Origin of the sequence: Maritimibacter sp. UBA3975, assembly GCF_002384975.1 — a bacterium.
Taxonomy (GTDB): domain Bacteria; phylum Pseudomonadota; class Alphaproteobacteria; order Rhodobacterales; family Rhodobacteraceae; genus Maritimibacter.
Map to the genome: position 1 here is coordinate 110363 of NZ_DGCP01000009.1, position 18060 is coordinate 128422.

Annotated in this window: 20 protein-coding genes; 10 read left to right on the plus strand and 10 right to left on the minus strand. The window is 64.3% G+C overall.

Going from position 1 to position 18060, the window contains the following annotated elements; genetic code table 11:
- Positions 1-29 precede the first annotated feature (29 nt).
- The 8 genes from B2585_RS05450 to B2585_RS05485 all read left to right on the plus strand — a co-directional run bounded on the left by B2585_RS05450 (position 30) and on the right by B2585_RS05485 (position 5968).
- Entirely contained in the window at positions 30-1439 is a 1410-nt protein-coding gene (locus B2585_RS05450) for a GMC oxidoreductase (protein WP_292020830.1), read from the plus strand.
- A complete protein-coding gene (locus tag B2585_RS05455) occupies positions 1436-1816 on the plus strand; it encodes a hypothetical protein (protein WP_292020832.1) in 381 nt (126 codons plus the stop codon). Before B2585_RS05450 ends, B2585_RS05455 begins: the two co-directional genes overlap by 4 nt.
- Positions 1817-1949: 133 nt before the next feature.
- Positions 1950-2108, plus strand: a complete 159-nt coding sequence (locus B2585_RS05460; protein WP_292020834.1) for a hypothetical protein — start codon at positions 1950-1952, stop codon at positions 2106-2108.
- Between the two features lie 84 nt (positions 2109-2192).
- Positions 2193-3545 carry a methylenetetrahydrofolate--tRNA-(uracil(54)-C(5))-methyltransferase (FADH(2)-oxidizing) TrmFO gene (gene trmFO / locus B2585_RS05465; protein ID WP_292020836.1) on the plus strand — a complete coding sequence of 451 codons (1353 nt, stop codon included), beginning with the start codon at positions 2193-2195 and terminating at the stop codon, positions 3543-3545.
- Complete coding sequence (locus B2585_RS05470) at positions 3542-3757, plus strand: hypothetical protein (RefSeq protein WP_292020837.1); 216 nt, start codon at positions 3542-3544, stop codon at positions 3755-3757. Before trmFO ends, B2585_RS05470 begins: the two co-directional genes overlap by 4 nt.
- A 45-nt stretch (positions 3758-3802) precedes the next feature.
- Positions 3803-4408 carry a class I SAM-dependent DNA methyltransferase gene (locus B2585_RS05475; RefSeq protein WP_292020839.1) on the plus strand — a complete coding sequence of 202 codons (606 nt, stop codon included), beginning with the start codon at positions 3803-3805 and terminating at the stop codon, positions 4406-4408.
- The gene (gene gluQRS, locus B2585_RS05480; protein WP_292020840.1) at positions 4409-5233 is read left to right on the plus strand and encodes a tRNA glutamyl-Q(34) synthetase GluQRS; all 825 of its coding nucleotides are present in this window, start codon (positions 4409-4411) and stop codon (positions 5231-5233) included.
- 81 nt (positions 5234-5314) lie between these two features.
- Positions 5315-5968 (plus strand): hypothetical protein, encoded by a 654-nt coding sequence (locus tag B2585_RS05485; protein ID WP_292020842.1) that lies wholly within the window; start codon positions 5315-5317, stop codon positions 5966-5968.
- Here B2585_RS05485 and hisI read toward each other — a convergent pair whose 3' ends face one another.
- The gene (hisI, locus tag B2585_RS05490; RefSeq protein ID WP_292020845.1) at positions 5969-6328 is read right to left on the minus strand and encodes a phosphoribosyl-AMP cyclohydrolase; all 360 of its coding nucleotides are present in this window, start codon (positions 6326-6328) and stop codon (positions 5969-5971) included.
- 65 nt (positions 6329-6393) lie between these two features.
- On the opposite strand from hisI, the gene B2585_RS05495 reads away from it, so the two are divergent.
- A complete protein-coding gene (locus tag B2585_RS05495) occupies positions 6394-6837 on the plus strand; it encodes an iron-sulfur cluster assembly scaffold protein (RefSeq protein WP_292020846.1) in 444 nt (147 codons plus the stop codon).
- Positions 6838-7023: 186 nt separating this feature from the next.
- Here B2585_RS05495 and B2585_RS05500 read toward each other — a convergent pair whose 3' ends face one another.
- The 5 genes from B2585_RS05500 to B2585_RS05520 form a co-directional block, all read right to left on the minus strand.
- Complete coding sequence (locus B2585_RS05500; protein WP_292020848.1) at positions 7024-7146, minus strand: hypothetical protein; 123 nt, start codon at positions 7144-7146, stop codon at positions 7024-7026.
- A 119-nt stretch (positions 7147-7265) separates the two neighbouring features.
- Positions 7266-9356 carry an ATP-dependent DNA helicase RecG gene (gene recG / locus B2585_RS05505; RefSeq protein WP_292020850.1) on the minus strand — a complete coding sequence of 697 codons (2091 nt, stop codon included), beginning with the start codon at positions 9354-9356 and terminating at the stop codon, positions 7266-7268.
- Entirely contained in the window at positions 9353-11485 is a 2133-nt protein-coding gene (gene ligA / locus B2585_RS05510; protein ID WP_292020853.1) for an NAD-dependent DNA ligase LigA, read from the minus strand. The genes recG and ligA overlap by 4 nt, the downstream gene beginning before the upstream one ends.
- 195 nt (positions 11486-11680) lie before the next feature.
- Positions 11681-12394: a response regulator transcription factor CtrA gene (ctrA, locus tag B2585_RS05515; protein WP_292020854.1), complete on the minus strand. Its 714-nt coding sequence runs from the start codon at positions 12392-12394 to the stop codon at positions 11681-11683.
- A gap of 97 nt (positions 12395-12491) precedes the next feature.
- A complete protein-coding gene (locus B2585_RS05520) occupies positions 12492-12770 on the minus strand; it encodes a DUF1153 domain-containing protein (RefSeq protein ID WP_292020856.1) in 279 nt (92 codons plus the stop codon).
- A 121-nt stretch (positions 12771-12891) separates the two neighbouring features.
- On the opposite strand from B2585_RS05520, the gene mnmA reads away from it, so the two are divergent.
- Positions 12892-14037: a tRNA 2-thiouridine(34) synthase MnmA gene (gene mnmA, locus B2585_RS05525; protein ID WP_292020857.1), complete on the plus strand. Its 1146-nt coding sequence runs from the start codon at positions 12892-12894 to the stop codon at positions 14035-14037.
- 141 nt (positions 14038-14178) lie between these two features.
- Here mnmA and fabZ read toward each other — a convergent pair whose 3' ends face one another.
- The 4 genes from fabZ to B2585_RS05545 form a co-directional block, all read right to left on the minus strand.
- Complete coding sequence (gene fabZ, locus B2585_RS05530; protein WP_292020860.1) at positions 14179-14646, minus strand: 3-hydroxyacyl-ACP dehydratase FabZ; 468 nt, start codon at positions 14644-14646, stop codon at positions 14179-14181.
- Positions 14647-14724: 78 nt separating this feature from the next.
- Positions 14725-15321, minus strand: a complete 597-nt coding sequence (locus tag B2585_RS05535; protein WP_292020862.1) for an OmpH family outer membrane protein — start codon at positions 15319-15321, stop codon at positions 14725-14727.
- A gap of 34 nt (positions 15322-15355) precedes the next feature.
- The gene (gene bamA / locus B2585_RS05540; protein ID WP_292020864.1) at positions 15356-17701 is read right to left on the minus strand and encodes an outer membrane protein assembly factor BamA; all 2346 of its coding nucleotides are present in this window, start codon (positions 17699-17701) and stop codon (positions 15356-15358) included.
- Between the two features lie 156 nt (positions 17702-17857).
- Positions 17858-17989 (minus strand): hypothetical protein, encoded by a 132-nt coding sequence (locus tag B2585_RS05545; protein WP_292020865.1) that lies wholly within the window; start codon positions 17987-17989, stop codon positions 17858-17860.
- Positions 17990-18060: the final 71 nt, after the last annotated feature.

Here is an 18060-nt window from a genome sequence, read left to right on the forward strand (position 1 = left end):
GTCCTTCCGGTCGCTGAACAGGCGGCCCGATGTTTCCGACGCTCACCCTGACCGAGGCCAAGGGCCGCCAGTGGGACATGATCATCGCGGGGAGTTCCTTCTCCGCGATGTTCTTTCTTCAGGGTCTGCCCAAGGGGCTTTCGGTCCTCGTGATCGAAAAGGGTCGCCATATGACCCACGAGGAACAGATCACTACCGGCTTTCGCAACCTCGAAGACGTGCCGATGGTGAACACCTCGCCGCATCAAAAGGAATGGGTGCTCCACACGCTCCTAGGCGGCAATTCCAACTGCTGGTGGGCCTGCACCCCGCGCTTCCACCCCTCCGATTTCAGGATGCAGTCGCTTTATGGCGTGGGCGAGGACTGGCCGCTGACCTACGACGACCTCGCGCCCTTCTATCAGGAAGTCGAGGAGGCGATGGATGTGAACGGCGGCGGCTCCGACCACGTCCTGCCGCGCGACAAACCTTTTCCCTACCCGGCCCACCTGCCCACGCGCTCCGACAAACTCCTGCGCGCCCATTCCGACATGTGGTGGGCCCAGCCGACCGCGCGGGCCAATGGCGGACCACGGGCGCAATGCTGCGCGAACGGGATCTGCGATGAATGCCCGATCGACTCGAAATATACCGTCCTCAACAGCTTCGACCGGCTCGCGTATGACGGCGCGCATCTTCTGACCGAGGCCGAGGTGCGCGCGATCCGCATCGAAGGCGGTCGCGCAACGGGCGTTCAGGTGCGCAGCGATGGCACCGAGGCCGAAATCACCGGCAGCGCCGTCGCGCTTGGCGCCAACGCGCTTTTCAACGCCGTGATCCTCCTGCGCTCCGGCGTCGACCACCCCAAACTCGGCGTGGGTATCAATGAACAGGTCGCTCAGAACGTGCTCGTCGACGGGCCGGGACTTGGCTACTTCGGCGGCACCTCCGTCACCGGCCACGGCTACGCACTTTACGACGGGCCGCATCGCGCCGAACATTCCGGCGTGTTGATGGAGACCTACAACGCCCCGATGGAACTGCGCCGCGAGCCGGGCAGATGGGGCGAACGCCTGCGGATGAAGATCATAGCCGAAGACCTGCCGCGCGACGACAACCGCGTGGTGCTGCGCGGCGACGACTATGTGATCGAATGGGCCGGCCACGACGATTACGCTTGGCGCGGGCTTGAATGGGGCATGGAGCAACTTCAGTCGATCCTGCCGGACGGGCTGGATTTCTGGGGCTTCACCGAGCCGGTGAAGACGGAAAAGCATGTCATGGGCACCCATCGCTTCGGGACCGATCCCGCGCGCCACGTCGTAGACCCCGACCTGCGGGTTCATGGGGTCGCAGGGTTGTTCGCACTCGGCTCGGGCGTATTTCCGACCTCTAGCCTAGCCAACCCCACCCTTACGATTTCGGCGCTTGCCCTGCGCGCCGGGCGGCAGGTTGAATGAGACGGCGCGCGCTCCTCCTCGCGTCCTTGGCGGCGCTGGCGACTCCCCTCCCGGCCTACGCGCAGCTCTTTCGCGGCGCAAAGCGGCGCCGGATGGTCGAGGCGTGCCGCTCGGCCTTGGGCGAAAGCTTCCCGGCCGATGTCATGGCCCTCCCGGCGACCGAGGAATTTCTGGCTGCTTATGCTGACCACGCCCTCGACCGCCCCGACCTTTACCCGGAGGACGGTGCGTACTTTCATTTCCTGACCTCCACGAATGTCATGGTGCATGTCGAAACGGGCGAGCCTCTGTCTTTCGACGCGATCTTCGACCCGCAAGTTACACCCTGCGCCAACCACCTCGGCGCTTTCTATGCTGCGGATGGCGAGCACGGCTGATCCGTTTCCGATCTGTGATCAATCCAGACCGATCCCCCGGATTTCCCACAAATGCCGGACAATGACCCGAAGCCTTCCCCAATCGCGCCCCATTCACGGGGCTTATTGGGGTCAACGCAAGAGGGACAGACACATGGCTTACACTTACCGCCGCATCGACATCAGCCGCCGCCCGACCGAAGTGCGTCACCGCACCTTCCGGCCGCGCGGGCGCTACGCCGAAATCCTCGACCTGATCGGTTACGGCAAGGGGCCCAAAAGCCCGCAGGCCGCCGCCCTCGCCGCGTCGTAATTCACTTCCGCCTCCTCAAGGTGCAAACTGGCCCGCGTTCGCGCGGGTCTTTTCTTTTGTCCGCCACTCGCCTACATCGCGATCATGTCCAAAACGCTTCACATCGTCGGCGGCGGCATGGCCGGGTCCGAAGCGGCCTGGCAGGCTGCACATGCGGGTCTCGACGTGGTCATCCACGAAATGCGCCCCAAGGTCGAAACCTTCGCCCACCATACCGGCAAGTTGGCCGAGATGGTCTGTTCCAACTCGTTCCGCTCGGACGATGACGAACAGAATGCGGTCGGACTGCTGCATTGGGAAATGCGGCAGGCGGAGTCGCTGATCATGCAAACCGCGGACAAGCACCGGCTTCCCGCAGGCGGCGCGCTCGCGGTGGACCGGGAGCCGTTTTCGCAGACCGTGAACGACACCTTGCGCGCGCTTCCCAACGTGTCGGTCGTGGACGAAGAGATCGACCACCTGCCCGACGACGGCCACTGGCTCTTCGCCACCGGCCCGCTGACCTCGCCCGCGCTTGGCGAGGCGATCCAGCGCGAAACCGGCGCGGACCGGCTCGCCTTTTTCGACGCTATCGCCCCCATCGTTTATGCCGAGACCATCGACATGGACGTGGTCTGGGCGCAGTCGCGCTATGACAAGGGCGAGACGGAGGATGAGCAAAAGGCTTATCTCAATTGCCCCATGACCAAGGAGCAGTACGAGGCGTTCATCGACGCGCTGCTGGCCGCCGACAAGACCGAGTTCCACGAGGGCGAAACGGCCAAGTACTTCGACGGCTGCCTGCCGATCGAGGTGATGGCCGAACGCGGCCGCGAAACGCTGCGCCACGGGCCGATGAAGCCCGTCGGGCTGACCAACGCGCACAAGCCTGAGCAAAAGGCTTATGCGGTCGTGCAGCTGCGCCGCGACAATGCATTGGGCACGCTTTTCAACATGGTCGGCTTTCAGACCAAGATGAAATACGGTGCCCAGACCGAAGTGTTCCGCATGATCCCCGGTCTGGAAAATGCGAGCTTCGCGCGGCTCGGCGGTATCCACCGCAACACCTTCATGAACTCGCCCACGCTGCTCGACGACCAGATGCGCCTGCGCTCACGCCCGAATATCCGGTTCGCGGGGCAGGTCACGGGCGTCGAGGGCTATGTCGAAAGCGCTGCGATGGGCCTCTTGGCGGCCCGCTTCGCCATCGCCGAACTGGCGGGGGAATCGCTGCCCCCGGTTCCGAACACCACCGCGATGGGCGCGCTGGTGACCCACATCACCGGCGGGGCCGACGCAAAGACCTTCCAGCCGATGAACGTGAACTTCGGCCTGTTCCCGCCCGTGGACCTCAAGGGCGGGCGCAAGAACCGGCCCGCGCGTTACAAGGCCTATACCGACCGCGCCAAGGAAGACTGGCGGAACTGGCTCACAGGTTCGCTCGTTGAGAGCGCATGAACTACGTCCTCGCTATCCTTCTCCCGCCGCTGTCGATCCTCCTTACGGGCCGCCCGATCCTGTCGATCATCATCTTCCTGATCTGGGTTCCCGCGATCATTTTCTCGGGCGGCCTTACGCACCCGATGTTCATCATCCTCGCCTGGATCCTGATCTACCAGTCGAGCGAAGACCGCCGGGCCCGCCGGATCGAACGCGCAAACCGCGATTGACCCTGCCGGGTGGACGAGCGCGCCGGTTGCACCTAGCCTGCCCTCATGGCTGACAGATTCCTCGACAAGGTCTATGAGACCGACCCCGACCGGCTGACCGGACTGTATGACGAATGGGCTGACAACTACGATGGCGAGCTTACGGGACAGGGCTACGCCACGCCCGGTCGTCTGGCTCGTGCCCTCGCCCTCCACGCGTCGGACAACTCCGCCCCGCTCCTCGATTTCGGCTGCGGAACGGGTCTGAGCGGCGCCGCGCTCGCCGCTGTGGGGTTCAGCACGCTGGACGGTTGTGATGTCTCTGCCGGTATGCTCGAAGAAGCCCGCGCAAAGGGCATCTACCGAAATCTCTGGCAGACCAAAGAAGACCAGCCTCTGCCCTTCGACCTTTCCGACTACCCTCTGGTGTGCGCCGTCGGCGTCATCTCCACCGGGGCCGCCCCACCGGAATTGCTCCCCTTCATCGTGGAGCGGATGGCGACCGGCGCGCTGCTTGCGTTTTCCTACAACGACCACACGCTCGAAGATCGGTCCTACATGGACGCGCTGGACGAGGTGACCAAAACTGCGGCGATCCTGAGCGACGAGTTGGGAGATCACATCCCCGGTGTCGGGTCCCGGTCGCGTGTCTATGTGCTGGAGATCGGATGAGTGCGCACCCGCTTCGCGCCGTCCCCGACGGGGTATCTGCATCTCGGCCACGCCTATTCCGCCCTCACCGTCGGGCAGATCGCCGCTGAGTTTTGCGGCAGTGCGCTCCTGCGGATCGAGGACACCGACAGCACCCGGTGCCGTCCGGAATATGACGCCGCGATTTTCGAAGATCTGCGATGGCTCGGCCTCGACTGGCCCGAACCGGTCTGGCGGCAGTCCGACCACTCTTCAGACTACGATGCCACGCTGACCACACTCGCGGCGCGCGGATTGCTCTACCCCTGTTCCTGTTCCCGGCGCGACGTGGCCGAGGCCGGGGCGACACCGGGCTGGGACGGGCTGGTCTATCCCGGAACCTGCCGAAGCCGCCCGATGAAGGACGCTCGGCCCGGCGATGCCCTGCGCCTGAACCTCGCCCGCGCCCTTGAGGCAACCGGCCCCCTGCCCGCCTTCACCGAGACCGGGCCGCAGCATGCCGGCACCCATCAGCCGGACCCCGAGGCCCTTCTCGCGAAGATCGGCGACCCCGTGCTCCGGCGCAAAGGCACCGGCGACCCGGCCTATCACCTCGCCTGCCCGCAAGACGACGCCGCGCAGGGGATCACCCATGTCGTGCGCGGCGCGGATCTGTGGCACGCGACGTTCCTGCATGTCGTGCTCCAGACGCTCATGGGCTGGCCCGTCCCAACCTACCACCACCACGACCTGATCCGCGATGAAAGCGGCACGCGGCTGGCCAAGATCGCCCACTCCCGCGCCATCCGCGCCTTTCGCGACGACGGGATGTCCCCGGCCGACATCCGCCGCATGGTCGGTTTCTGACAGGTTCGGGAACTTCCCCGGCCGCCTCGTGTTGGAACGCTAACCAAGGTGACTCCAAGCGACCGAAAGACACTGCCCACCATGCTCGACGCACTGACAGACCATATCGAGATCGTGCAGCTCGTGACCTCCCTCACGACCATGCTGGTCTGGGTCGTCTATCTGAACATCTTTCTGATCGGCTTCGTGCAACAGCGCCGGTCCTCTCTCCTGATCAACCGGGGCGGCGGCGAGGACCTCGACAGCCGCTGCCTCATCTCGAACATGGGCGCGCAGCCGGTCTATCTGCTCGACGTCCTCGCCGCGACGGAAGGGGAGAAAGCCCCCACGCTGGCCTCCGTCGTGGACCGCAAGGAACTCCGTGACGGCGAAATGGAGCGCCCGACCGAGATCACCGGACAAGGCCCGATCAACAGCGGTGCCTTCGTGGATATCGGGAGCTTTCGCGAGGTCGCGGAGCGGGCCGAGTTTCACGCGATGAAGAACAATGCGGACGACCCGAAGCGGCTCAAGCTGATCGTGGTCGCCGCCACCAATCAGGCAAAACACATCGTTGCGGCATCGCGGGAGTTCGACATCGCCGGCGGCGGCGACGTCGCCGTGCGCCCCCGCGCGGTCGAAGCCCGCCAGATCCGCGCGCGCCGCAAACGCAAGCGGCTCACGCGGCTTCTCAATGAAATCCAGCAGAAGAAATCCGGCGAAACGGTCGAAAGCGTCGAGATAGACCGGCTGTAATCAGGCCATCGGCCCCATCAGTTCAACCTCTTCGCCGTCGCGCACCGCTGTGTAGAAACAGGTTCGACGGTTGGTGTGACAAGCTGGACCCTCCTGCTCCACAAGCGCCAGCAAGCAATCATTGTCGCAATCCACGCGGAGCTCGACGAGCTTCTGGAAATGGCCGGAAGTCTCACCCTTGATCCAGAACGTCTGCCGCGACCGGCTCCAATATGTCACGCGCCCCGTGGCGACCGTGCGCGCGACGGCCTCGGCATTCATCCAAGCCATCATGAGCACCTCACCGGTCCCGGCCTCCTGCGCAATGCAGGGGATCAGGCCCTTGTGATCGTAGACGAGTGTGGTCGGATCGAACGCCATCTCCGTAACCTTTCCAAACGCATTTCGCTCGCCTATCTAAGGGGGACGCGACCCGAGGGGAACCCATGTCCGACACCGACCTCATCAAGCTCTACTCCAAGCGCATCCTCGCGCTGGCCGCCGATATTCCGCATCACGGGCGTCTCGACACACCCGGCGGAACGTCCAAGCAGCGCTCCCCGCTGTGCGGCTCGACGGTGACCGCGGATGTGACGGTGCGGGACGGCAAGATCGCGGATTTCGCGCAGAACGTGAAAGCCTGCGCGCTGGGTCAGGCGTCCTCGGCGATCCTCGGCAAGCATGTTGTGGGGCAGGACCGCACGACCATCGCGACCGCCCGCGACGCCCTCATCGCCATGCTCAAGGAGGACGGGCCGACCCCGCCCGCGCCTTTTGACGAGCTTGAAGTCCTGCGCCCGGCGCGCGAGTTCAAGAACCGCCACCCCTCGATCCTGCTCGCGTGGGAGGCGACGCTCGCCGCGATGGATGAGGCGCAAGACGCCGCCTGAACCCCGCGAAACACAAAAAAAACCGCCGCCCCGGGGTCCGAGACGGCGGAAGTTATGCGGTGTGGGCCGAACCCGGGGACAGAGGCAGTACCGGGTGGGACAGGAAACGCTTGGGACAGCGCAGGCATCAGGTGTTGGGGACAGAGATGCCGGGACCCTTTTTACCGCAGGCAGAAACTCGAAATCTCAGAAGAACCCGGGCAGATGGAGCATTCCGACGAGCCCGATCATGAGAGCGGCGCCGCCAGCCATGTCTTGCCAGATCGTGGCGCGGGACCGGTGAAGCACTTGGCGAATCTCGTTCATCATCGTGGGCTCCTGCTCGTTCGTTCCGTTTGTGTTCTCTTGTTACCACTTTGTTCTCATATTCGAACCTGTTCTGTAAAGAACTTTTTAAGAACATCTGAGAACTTTCTGGAACGTTTAGCCTAACCCACTGAAATCAAACGGATCGCTTCATCCTGGCGCATGAGCCAGAGGAGAACACGCGCCGCCTCGCCACGCGGCGTGGTCAACTCCGGATCATCCGCCAGCAGCTTGCGCGCATCCTTCTGCGCCACGGCCATCAACCCGGCCTGATGTTCGAGATCTCCGATCATGAACCGCGGCAGACCGGATTGCGCGGTCCCGATCAGGTCACCCGCGCCACGGATTTCGAGGTCCGCCTCGGCGATCCGGAACCCGTCCTCGGTATCACGCATGATCCCGAGCCGTTTCTCTCCACCTTCCGTCAACGGCGGCTGGTAGAGCAGCAGGCAGGTCGAGGCCTGCGAGCCGCGCCCGACCCGGCCCCGCAATTGGTGGAGCTGCGCGAGCCCGAAATGCTCAGCCCGCTCGATCACCATGATCGTCGCGTTGGGCACATCCACCCCCACTTCGATCACCGTCGTTGCGACCAGCACCTTGGTCTCGCCCCTCTGGAACGCGGCCATCGCGGCGTCCTTTTCGGCCGGCGGCATCTGCCCGTGGACAAGCCCCACGACGCCTTCGCCCAATGCCGCGCGTAATTGCTTGAACCGCTCCTCCGCCGCGATGAGTTCGCTCACCTCGCTTTCGCCGACCAGTGGGCAAACCCAATAAGCCTGCTGCCCTTTGCCCGTCACCTGCCTCAGCCGCGCCACCACGTCGTCCAACCGGGCAACCGGGACGGCCGAGGTCGTGATCGGCTTGCGCCCCGGCGGCTTTTCATCGAGCACCGAGACATCCATGTCACCATATTGGGCAAGCGACAACGAGCGGGGGATCGGCGTCGCCGTCATGACCAGCACGTCCGCGGCCTCCCCCTTCTTCCCCAAACGCATCCGTTCCGCGACACCAAAGCGATGCTGTTCATCGACGACAGCAAGGCGCAGGTCATGGTAGACCACATCATCCTGAAACACCGCATGCGTGCCGACAAGCACATGGATATCGCCGCGCCCCAGCGCCTCCAGCTTGGCGCGCCGCTCGCCGCCCTTGTCCCGGCCCGTGAGCAACTCGACCACAACCCCGGCGGCTTCCGCCATCGGCCGCAGGCTCTCAACATGCTGGCGGGCGAGGATTTCGGTGGGCGCCATCATCACGCCCTGCCCGCCTGCCTCGATCGCCGTAAGCAGCGCGAGAAACGCGACAAGCGTCTTGCCCGCGCCCACGTCACCCTGAAGCAGCCGGTTCATGCGCTGCCCCGCCGCCATGTCGGCCGCGATATCGGCCACCGCCCGCTCCTGCGCGCCGGTCGGCTGATAGGGAAGCGCGGCGCGCACCTTGTCCTGCAACGCCCCGGTCCCGACCGAGGCCCGCCCCTTGCCGCGCCGCATCCGGGCGCGGGCGAGCGCCAGCGTAAGCTGGTGCGCGAAGAACTCGTCATAGGCCAGCCGCCGCCGCGCCGGGGCCTGCGGCGAAAGGTCATCGGGCCCCGGCGGCATATGCGCGATCCGCACGGCCTCATGCCAGTCCGGCCAATGCTCCTGCGACTTCAACGCCGGATCGATCCACTCGATCAACGGCTGCACGCGCGACAGCACTTCGCCCACGGCCCGGAACATAAGCTTCTGCGTCACACCTTGGGCCAGGTGATAGACAGGCTCGAACTCCGGTATCTGGTCGGCTTCGCCCGGTCGCAGGATATGGTCCGGATGCGGCATCTGCCGGATCCCGTCGTATTCCTCGATCTTGCCCGACACGATCCGGCGCTGCCCGGTCGGCAGGTTGCGTGAGATCCAGTCGGGGCTGCCGTGGAAGAAGATGACGTGAAACGTGGTCAGCGCATCGGTCATCTCGACCTTGTAGGGGCGGTTGCGCGAAGCAGGCTTGATATGGTGGCCGACTTCCGCCTCGACGGTCACCGTCACGGGCGGGCGCACCTCGGCCACCGAGGCGCGAAAGCTCCGGTCGACGCCGGAATAGGGCAAGGAAAACAACAGGTCACGCGGCTTTTCGATTCCTAGGGACGCCAGAGACTTGGCCGATTTCGGACCCACGCCACCCAGCGTCTCGAGCTCGGCAAAGAGCGGGAACAGGATTTCGGGCCGCGTGCTCATGCGCCCGCGATCAGTTCGAGCCAGCCGTCCTCGTCCACGATCTCGACCCCCAGCTCCTCGGCTTTCTTGGCCTTCGATCCGGCGCCCGGCCCCGCAACGACGAGGTCGGTCTTGGCGGAGACCGAGCCTGAGACCTTGGCCCCGAGCGACTCCGCCCGAGCTTTGGCCTCGGCCCGCGTCATCTTCTCCAATGTGCCGGTGAAAACGACCGTCTTGCCTGCAACCGGGCTACCCGCGCTCTGAGGCGCTTCGACCGCCGCGATGTCGAGTTCTGCGACGAGGCGGTCGATAGACGCCCGCTCGGCCTCCTGGTGGAACGTGGTGACCAGTGATGTCGCCATCGTCTCGCCCACCCCGTCGATGGACAGAAGTTCCTCCCACGCCGCCCCTCCCTCAGGCGTTGCCTCCGTCATCGCCGCCTCGAAAGTCGGCCAGTCGCCATAATGCCGGGCGAGCAGATTGGCCGAGTTTTCGCCAACATGCCGTATGCCGAGCGCGAAGATCACGCGGTTGAGTGGAATGTGCCGCCGCTCGTCGATGGCGGCGAACAGGTTGGTCGCGGATTTCTCGCCCCAGCCATCGCGGTTCTTGAGTTTGGCCAATGCCTCACCGTCGCGCCGGGCGAAGGTGAAGATATCTGCAGGCTCGCGGATCGGCAGGGTCTCGTCGTGGTAAAAGGCCTCCACCTGTTTCGACCCGAGCCCTTCGATGTCGAAAGCTGCGCGGGACACGAAGTGTTTGAGCTTCTCCACAGCCTGCGCCGGGCAGATCATGCCGCCCGTGCAACGGCGCACCGCGTCGCCCTCCTCCCGGATCGCCGCGGACCCGCATTCGGGGCAGGTGTCGGGAAATACATAGGGCGCCGCGTCGTCCGGGCGCTTGTCGAGGTCCACGTCCGCGACCTTCGGGATCACGTCGCCCGCGCGGTAGACCTGGACCCAGTCGCCGATGCGGATGTCCTTGCCACCACGGATCTCCTCGCCCTTCGAATCACGCCCGGCGATGTAGTCCTCATTGTGGAGGGTCGCATTCGACACGACGACGCCGCCCACGGTCACAGGGGTCAGCCGCCCGACCGGCGAGAGCGCGCCGGTGCGCCCGACCTGAATGTCGATCGCCTCCAGTCGGGTCCAGGCAAGCTCTGCCGGGAATTTGTGCGCGATGGCCCATCGCGGCGTCGTGGACCGAAACCCCATCCGTCCCTGAAGCGCGAGATCGTCGACCTTGTAGACCACTCCGTCGATGTCATAGCCCAGCGTCGCGCGCATCTCCTCGATCGCATGGTAATGCGCGAGCATCTCGTCCGGTGTCGTCACCAGTCTGGTCAGCGGGTTCGTCGAAAATCCGAGCGCGGCGAGGCGTTCGATGGCCTGCATCTGCGTTTCCGCAAACGGTTCAGAAAGTTCGCCCCAGCTATAGGCGAAGAAACGCAAAGGTCGCGCGGCGGTGATCCGGCTGTCCAGTTGCCGAAGCGACCCGGCCGCAGCGTTGCGCGGATTGGCAAATGTCTTGCCGCCCTTTTCAGATTGCGACTCGTTCAAGCGCGCGAAATCGTCATGCGACATGTAGACTTCGCCGCGTACCTCAAGCACCTCGGGCGCGCCGGTCAACGTCTGCGGCACATCCTCGATGGTGCGCGCATTCGCGGTGACGTTCTCCCCTTCGGCCCCGTCGCCCCGCGTCGCCGCTTCGATCAGGGTCCCGTTCTCGTAGCGCAACGACAATGACAGGCCGTCGATCTTCGGCTCGGCGGTATATGCAAGCGGGTTGTCTCCGCTCATGCCGAGGAAGGCCCGGACCTGCCTGTCGAAATCGCGGATATCATCGTCGTCGAACGCATTGGAAAGAGACAGCATCCGGACGCGGTGGCGCACCTTCGCGAAACCTTCCGCCGGCGCCGCGCCGACCTGCTCACTGGGACTGTCGGCCCGCTTGAGCGCAGGAAACCTGGCCTCGATCTCTGAATTGCGCCGCTTCGCTGCGTCGTATTCCGCGTCCGTGATCTCGGGCGCATCCTCGGTGTGATAGGCCGCATTCGCTTGCGCCAGCAGCGTCGCGAGCCGCGCGAGCTCGCCCCGGGCTTGGGTCTCTGACAGCTCTGCCACAGGTGTGTCCGCGAAATCCGTCATCTGGTCCCCCAACTTGGCGCATGGAAAGAGATACGGTTCACCTGCCCGTACGTCCAGCCGGACCGAAAAGACTGAAAGAAAAACCCGGCGGCCTGGGCCGCCGGGAAGTCGGGAGGGTCGAAATGAAATCGTCGCCGGGAATACCCCGGCCTCACGCAGCTTCGTGCACAGAAACCGCGTGAGCTCTTGCGGGGCTCACGCCCCCATCGCCACCTGGCTCTCCATCTCCGCCGGCTGCGGGTCGCGCAGTACATAACCACGCCCCCAGACGGTCTCGATGTAGTTCTCGCCGCCGGTGGCTTCGGCGAGTTTCTTGCGAAGCTTGCAGATGAAGACGTCGATGATCTTAAGCTCCGGTTCGTCCATGCCGCCGTAGAGATGATTGAGGAACATCTCCTTGGTCAGCGTCGTGCCCTTGCGCAGGCTCAGAAGCTCGAGCATCTGGTATTCCTTGCCGGTCAGGTGAACGGGCTTTCCGTCAACTTCCACCGACTTGGCATCGAGGTTGACCTCCACGAGGCCGGTCGCAATGACCGATTGGGAATGACCCTTGGAACGCCGGATGATCGCGTGGATGCGCGCGACCAGTTCATCGCGATGGAAGGGCTTGGTCATGTAATCGTCCGCCCCGAACCCGAAGCCCTTGAGCTTGTTCTCGGTATCGTCAGAGCCGGAAAGGATAAGGATCGGTGTTTCGATCCGCGCCATGCGGAGCTGGCGCAGCACCTCGTGACCATTCATGTCGGGCAGGTTGAGATCGAGAAGGATCAGGTCGTAATCGTAGAGTTTGGCGAGATCGACCCCCTCTTCACCCAGGTCCGTCGAATAGACGTTCAGGTTCGCGTGGGTCAGCATGAGCTCAATCGAGCGCGAGGTGGTGGGATCGTCTTCGACCAGCAGGATCCGCATCAGTCAATCTCCAAAAAGTTCTCGTTCCGTTCGAACGCACCTTTAACTCAAATGGTTAACGTCCCGTTACCGTTGCGAACAATTTAGCGCACTCTACCTAAGGTTGTCTATACTTTTGCACGGCCGTCGCTTTCAGGGCCGCCTCCCCATGCGTTTCGACCGCATGTTGCCATTCGGCGAACTCCTCTTCAGACAGGGAATAGGTTGCCAAAGCCTCCGGCAACGGGATCAGGCCAAAGGTCACCGCCCGGACCACCGCCGCCTTGCGCGACGCGACCCAGCGTCGCGTATCCGCCCGGGGCAGGTCCGCGCGCGTCATGTGGCTGCCGTCCGGCAGGCGCACGGCACGCGGGCCATCGACTTTTTTCAAATACATCACTTTGGTCTCTCGTCATCTTCGCGCAAGCACTTTTGCGCGACTGACTTAAGGAGTGGTGAAACGCGGCCTTGTTGTTGTGTCCAATTTTCATATATTCGCGCGTTCAAGGAGCCCGCCCATGAGCCTCGACACCCAACCCCGCCTGAATTCCCTCGGTTTCGCCAAACCCGAGAGCGAAACCCGTGTGGTCGTCGCCATGTCCGGCGGCGTGGACAGCTCCGTGGTCGCGGCCAAGCTCGCGCGGGAAGGCTACGACGTGGTGGGCGTGACGCTGCAACTCTACGACCACGGCGCGGCGCTCGCGAAAAAGGGCGCTTGCTGCGCAGGCATCGACATTCACGACGCGCGCCGCGTGGCCGAGGAAATGGGCTTTCCACACTACGTCCTCGATTACGAGAACATCTTTCGCGAAGCGGTGATCGAGGAGTTCGCCGACAGCTACCTCGGCGGCGCGACTCCCGTGCCCTGCATCCGCTGCAACGAACGCGTGAAGTTCAAGGATCTGCTGGCCACCGCCCGCGACCTAGACGCCGATTGCATGGCCACCGGGCATTACATCCAGCGATTCGATGGCGACGCCGGGCCGCAACTCCATCAGGCCGCCGACGCGAACCGCGATCAAAGCTATTTCCTGTTCTCCACCACGCCCGAACAGCTCGACTTCCTACGCTTTCCCCTTGGCCACCTTAGAACCAAGGACGAAACCCGCGCTCTCGCCCGGGAATTCGGGCTCGAGGTGGCGGACAAGCCCGACAGTCAGGACATCTGCTTCGTGCCCGACGGAAACTACGCTGGCGTTATCGAAAAGCTGCGCCCCGGGGCCGCCGAACCCGGCGAGATCGTCCATGCGGACGGGCGCGTTCTGGGCACTCATGAGGGCGTGATCCACTACACCATCGGCCAGCGCCGCGGGCTCGGCATCGGTGGTTTGGCCGAGCCTCTCTATGTGGTGAAGCTGGACACCGACACGCGTCAGGTCGTCGTCGGCCCGAAAGAGATGCTCGCCACACGCACGATCCCGGTGCGCGAGATCAACTGGCTGGGCGATGAGCCCTTTACCTCCCGGTCCGAATGGCACCTCGCGGTGAAGGTCCGCTCAACCCGCCCCCCGCGCGAGGCGATCATCCGCCCGCTCAGCGACACCGAAGCCGAGGTGGAACTTCTCACACCTGAGGAAGGCGTCTCACCGGGTCAGGCCTGCGTGTTCTACGCTTCCGACAGCAGCCGCATCTTTGGTGGCGGCTGGATCTGGCGCGGCCACTGACCGCTTCTTCGTTTCTTGAAGACATCGGGGGAGTCACGACCCGTCGCGACGGGGGCAACGCGCCCTGCCGCGCCGGCCCGGCGTCAGCCGGGGCGGCGCAAATCCTGCGTGCGGGCTTGCCCGCACTCGATTTGGGAACGGTCAGGCCGAGGGCGACTGGCTGAGGTCGATCATGGCCGAAAACTCGGCGGAACAGGCCAGTTCACCGTCCACGGTCGCGCGTCCGTCGAACTTCCAGATCTTCGAACCGCCCCGGATCGTCCGGATCTGCATCCTGAGCACATCGCCCGGCACCACCTTGCGGCGGAACTTCACCTTGTCGATGCCCATGAAATAGACCAGCGGTTCCTTGTCCACGAGGTCCAGCGACAGCGACACCATCACCGCCGAAGTCTGGGCCATCGCCTCGACGATGGTGACCCCCGGCATGATCGGCGTCTGCGGGAAATGGCCCTGGAAATGCGGCTCGTTGTACGTGACGTTCTTCACCCCGACCGCGCTTTCGTTCGCCACGACATCCTCGACCCGATCGATCAGAAGGAACGGATAGCGATGCGGAATGCAGCGTTGGATCAGGTGAATATCGGCCGTGGTCGGAACGTCGGTCATGCGTAAGTCCTTCGTATCATGGGTCGCCTTTTGCCCCGGCATGCGCTGCGGCGCAAGGGTTCACCGCCCCGCCCCGCGTCAATCCGGGGTCGCCGCGTCGCCCTCGTTCGTCTCGTCCGGCACCGGTTCAGGTGCCGCCTCGGCACCATTCCCGAGATTCTCGTCGATGGCGTCGATGGCGTCCTGTGTGACATCGATCCCGTTGATCGCCAGAAGGACCGAGCGTTTGTCGAGCAGGACGACCGCGCCGCGCGCCTGCATGATCCGGCCCAGGATAGGACCGATCCGGTTGTAGAAATCACGCTGGGCCGTTTCCAGCCGCTTCAGAAAGTCGGCCTGTGCCCCGTCGCGGTCAGCGCGCAATTCAACGACCTTTTCGTCAAAGGCGTCCGCCGCGTCCCGGAATTCCGCAGCACTCATCGTGTCGCGCTGGTCGGTGAGACGCTGCTCCTCTTCCTCCAGCGCCTGCTCGATCTCGCGGGTTTCGGCCGACAGCCGCGCCGATTCGGCCTCCAGCGCAGCCGAAACGCGCTGACCATAGGCGCTTTGCTCGAACAGCGCCTCGCGATCGATGGTGAGGATCTGCGACACCACCTGACCCAGCTGCTGCGCCACAGAAGGCGCGGCAGCGGTGAGCGAGGCTGCAAGAACCATGGCAAAGGTCGTCAGTCGCATGGGCGCTCCCGTCCGGTGCGCAGGCACACGGGGATCAGAACGAGGTCTGGATGGTCACTTCGAACCGGCCTTCGCGATCATACCCCTGCTTGATAACCGGGATCGAGTAGTTGAACCGCAGTGGACCGATGGGCGTGTCCCAGAACAGCGACGCACCGACCGATGACCGCAGGTAGAACGCGTCGTCCACCGTGCCGCCCCCGGTGTTGTCCAGTCCCCAGAGCGACCCCGCATCGGCAAAGACGCCGCCGGAAATCCCGTACTCTTCGGGCAGACCCAGCGGGAACTGCGCCTCGACACGCGCCGCGACGAAGTAGTTGCCGCCAAGCGCGTCACGGTTGGCCACGGTCAGGTCACGCGGACCGGTGCCGTAGGACTGGAAACCGCGCACCTTGTCGGGGCCAAGCTGGAATCGATCCGTGATGCGGCTGCCCGCGCCCGAGATCGAATAGAGCGCACCACCCTCGACTTCGGCGCGCAACGTCACCTCGTCATTGAGGATACGGGTCTGCGCGCGCGCCAGCGCGGTCGCCTTCAGGAACTGGTTGTCCGCACCAAGCCCGCCGATGTCACCGTCGAACTGGAGAAAGAACCGCGAGGTATCGTCCAGCGCGTTGATCGCCGTGTCGAACTTGTAGGTGAAACCAGCGCCAACGCCGATCTGCCAGCCGCGCGCGGCTTCGGCGGCCAGAACCGCCGAACTCGTGGGCGACAGGTTGCTGATGTTCGAGCCCTTCACGTTCGCCCGCACGCCGATCCGGCTGGACGGGCTGATCGGGAATTCGAGATAAGGCTCCACCAGAAGACGGGTCGTGTCGTAACGCGAGCGGGCGCTCGACAGCGTGTCGAAGTAGAACGCGTTGATCCCGAGCTCGAGGTCGCGACCGAACAGGCGCGGCTCGGCAAAGCTGAACGAGTAGTTGCGGTTGGCCACGCCACCGGTGAACTCGGCAGAGATGAACTGGCCGCGCCCGAGGAAGTTGGTCTCCTGGAACGAAGCGTTGATGCCGAAGCCCGTCGCGGTCGAATAGGACGCGCCGAAGGAAAGCGAGCCGGTGCCCTGCTCTTCCACTTCCACGTCCACCACCACGCGGTCGGAGGCCGAGCCTTCGCGGGCCTCGACGGCCACGTCCGCAAAATATCCCAGCGCGCGGATGCGCTCCGCCGCATTGCGGATTTCGCGCGGATTGAAGGGGTCGCCTTCGACAGTGCGGAACTGCGAGCGCACGACACGGTCTAGCGTGGTCTGGTTGCCCTCGATGTCGATGCGCTCGACGATCACGCGCGGGCCGCGGGTGATGGCGAGTGTCAGGTCAAGCGTGCCCTCACGGTCGTTGCGCACAACGCGGGGCTCCACCGTGATGAAGTTGAGCCCCTTCTGGATCGCGAGCCGTTCCATACGGGCAATGGCCTGATCGACATCGGCGGGGTTGTAGACCGCACCTTGGCGCAGACGCGCCACGCGCTCGAACTCGGCCACGTTGATACCGTCCACTTCGGACACGGTGTTCACGTCGCCGACCGAGAACTGCTGACCCTCGATCACCTTGAAGGTGACCTGGTAGCCATCGCGGGAATCCGGCACTTCCGCTGCCACCGCCTGCGCTTCGAAATCGATGAAGCCGCGCGAGTTGTAGAAATCGGCGAGGACCTGACGGTCGAAGTCGAGCCGTCCGGGATCGTAGGTATCGGCCTTTACGAAAGCACGCAGAAGGCCCGCCTGCTTGGATGTGAGAACACGGCGCAGGCGCGAGTCGGAGAAACTGCGGTTGCCGGCAAAGCTCAGACGTTCGATCTCGGCGTTCTTGCCCTCGATCACCTCGAAGACGAGGTCAACGCGGCCATTGTTGCGCCGGATGATGCGTGGCGTCACGTCGGCGGCGATCCGGCCATCGGCGGCATAAGCCTCGGCGATGGTCTGAGCGTCGCGTTCGGCCTGCGCGGGGGAAAAGACCTGACGCGGGCGGGACTGGATCAGGGCGATCAGGTCCTCGTCATCCTTGCGCCGGTTGCCCTCGACGTTGATGCGGCTGATGAACGACTGCTCCTGCACACGCACGACCAGCGTTCGGCCACGCGGCTCGAGTTTCACCGTGTCGAAAAGTCCCGACCCCTGCAGGCGCTGGTAGGCGTCGTTCAACTCGCCCGCGCTCACCGTCTGGTTCTTGCCGAATCCCAAGTAGGAGAGGACGGTCGCGGCCTCGATTTTTTCGGTCCCGACGATCTGCACGGAAGAGAAATTGTAGGCCTGCGCCGAAGCTGCCGTCGGAGCCAGAAGAGAAGCCCCTGAAACCCCAAGGAAAAGCGCGGTGGCAGCCGGCGCGAGGACGGATTTGCGTAGCCCGGCAATACGGGCGTTACGCTGCTCGTTATACGTCATCTTGTTATCATCCGCTCAGACATCCCAGTCCCTAGTGTGACTAGCCGGTTTGGCGGACAGTGTCAAAGCGTGTGAAACGGGCAAGGGCCGCGCTATGGCGGCCCTGCGACAGGTTCGATTTTTGAAGGTTTCCGGGCGCCAGCGCCCGCACCCGGATCAGTGCAGGAAAGCACCCATCAGCGCGCCGCAGCCAAGCGCCGCCGCGATGGTGCCGACGTAGAGCAGCCGATCCCAATTCAGATCCATGAGCAGGTGCAGCCCACGATAGCTTTGCTGGATGTGTTCCATGACCCATACCTCCATTCAGTTGGGGTCACAGTCACTCCGGATTCGGGCAGCAGCATCGCGCAATTGTGGCA

What these genes read in the sequence shown, in the direction of transcription:
- B2585_RS05535 (WP_292020862.1), bottom strand. Translation starts at nt 15,321, where the DNA reads ATGCGACTGACGACCTTTGCCATGGTTCTTGCAGCCTCGCTCACCGCT.
- B2585_RS05485 (WP_292020842.1), top strand. Translation starts at nt 5,315, where the DNA reads ATGCTCGACGCACTGACAGACCATATCGAGATCGTGCAGCTCGTGACC.
- B2585_RS05500 (WP_292020848.1), bottom strand. Translation starts at nt 7,146, where the DNA reads ATGATGAACGAGATTCGCCAAGTGCTTCACCGGTCCCGCGCCACGATC.
- recG (WP_292020850.1), bottom strand. Translation starts at nt 9,356, where the DNA reads ATGAGCACGCGGCCCGAAATCCTGTTCCCGCTCTTTGCCGAGCTCGAG.
- hisI (WP_292020845.1), bottom strand. Translation starts at nt 6,328, where the DNA reads ATGGCGTTCGATCCGACCACACTCGTCTACGATCACAAGGGCCTGATC.
- B2585_RS05520 (WP_292020856.1), bottom strand. Translation starts at nt 12,770, where the DNA reads ATGTATTTGAAAAAAGTCGATGGCCCGCGTGCCGTGCGCCTGCCGGAC.
- B2585_RS05460 (WP_292020834.1), top strand. Translation starts at nt 1,950, where the DNA reads ATGGCTTACACTTACCGCCGCATCGACATCAGCCGCCGCCCGACCGAA.
- mnmA (WP_292020857.1), top strand. Translation starts at nt 12,892, where the DNA reads ATGAGCCTCGACACCCAACCCCGCCTGAATTCCCTCGGTTTCGCCAAA.
- B2585_RS05545 (WP_292020865.1), bottom strand. Translation starts at nt 17,989, where the DNA reads ATGGAACACATCCAGCAAAGCTATCGTGGGCTGCACCTGCTCATGGAT.
- bamA (WP_292020864.1), bottom strand. Translation starts at nt 17,701, where the DNA reads ATGACGTATAACGAGCAGCGTAACGCCCGTATTGCCGGGCTACGCAAA.
- trmFO (WP_292020836.1), top strand. Translation starts at nt 2,193, where the DNA reads ATGTCCAAAACGCTTCACATCGTCGGCGGCGGCATGGCCGGGTCCGAA.
- B2585_RS05475 (WP_292020839.1), top strand. Translation starts at nt 3,803, where the DNA reads ATGGCTGACAGATTCCTCGACAAGGTCTATGAGACCGACCCCGACCGG.
- B2585_RS05495 (WP_292020846.1), top strand. Translation starts at nt 6,394, where the DNA reads ATGTCCGACACCGACCTCATCAAGCTCTACTCCAAGCGCATCCTCGCG.
- B2585_RS05455 (WP_292020832.1), top strand. Translation starts at nt 1,436, where the DNA reads ATGAGACGGCGCGCGCTCCTCCTCGCGTCCTTGGCGGCGCTGGCGACT.
- ctrA (WP_292020854.1), bottom strand. Translation starts at nt 12,394, where the DNA reads ATGCGGATCCTGCTGGTCGAAGACGATCCCACCACCTCGCGCTCGATT.
- B2585_RS05450 (WP_292020830.1), top strand. Translation starts at nt 30, where the DNA reads ATGTTTCCGACGCTCACCCTGACCGAGGCCAAGGGCCGCCAGTGGGAC.
- fabZ (WP_292020860.1), bottom strand. Translation starts at nt 14,646, where the DNA reads ATGACCGACGTTCCGACCACGGCCGATATTCACCTGATCCAACGCTGC.
- ligA (WP_292020853.1), bottom strand. Translation starts at nt 11,485, where the DNA reads ATGACGGATTTCGCGGACACACCTGTGGCAGAGCTGTCAGAGACCCAA.
- B2585_RS05470 (WP_292020837.1), top strand. Translation starts at nt 3,542, where the DNA reads ATGAACTACGTCCTCGCTATCCTTCTCCCGCCGCTGTCGATCCTCCTT.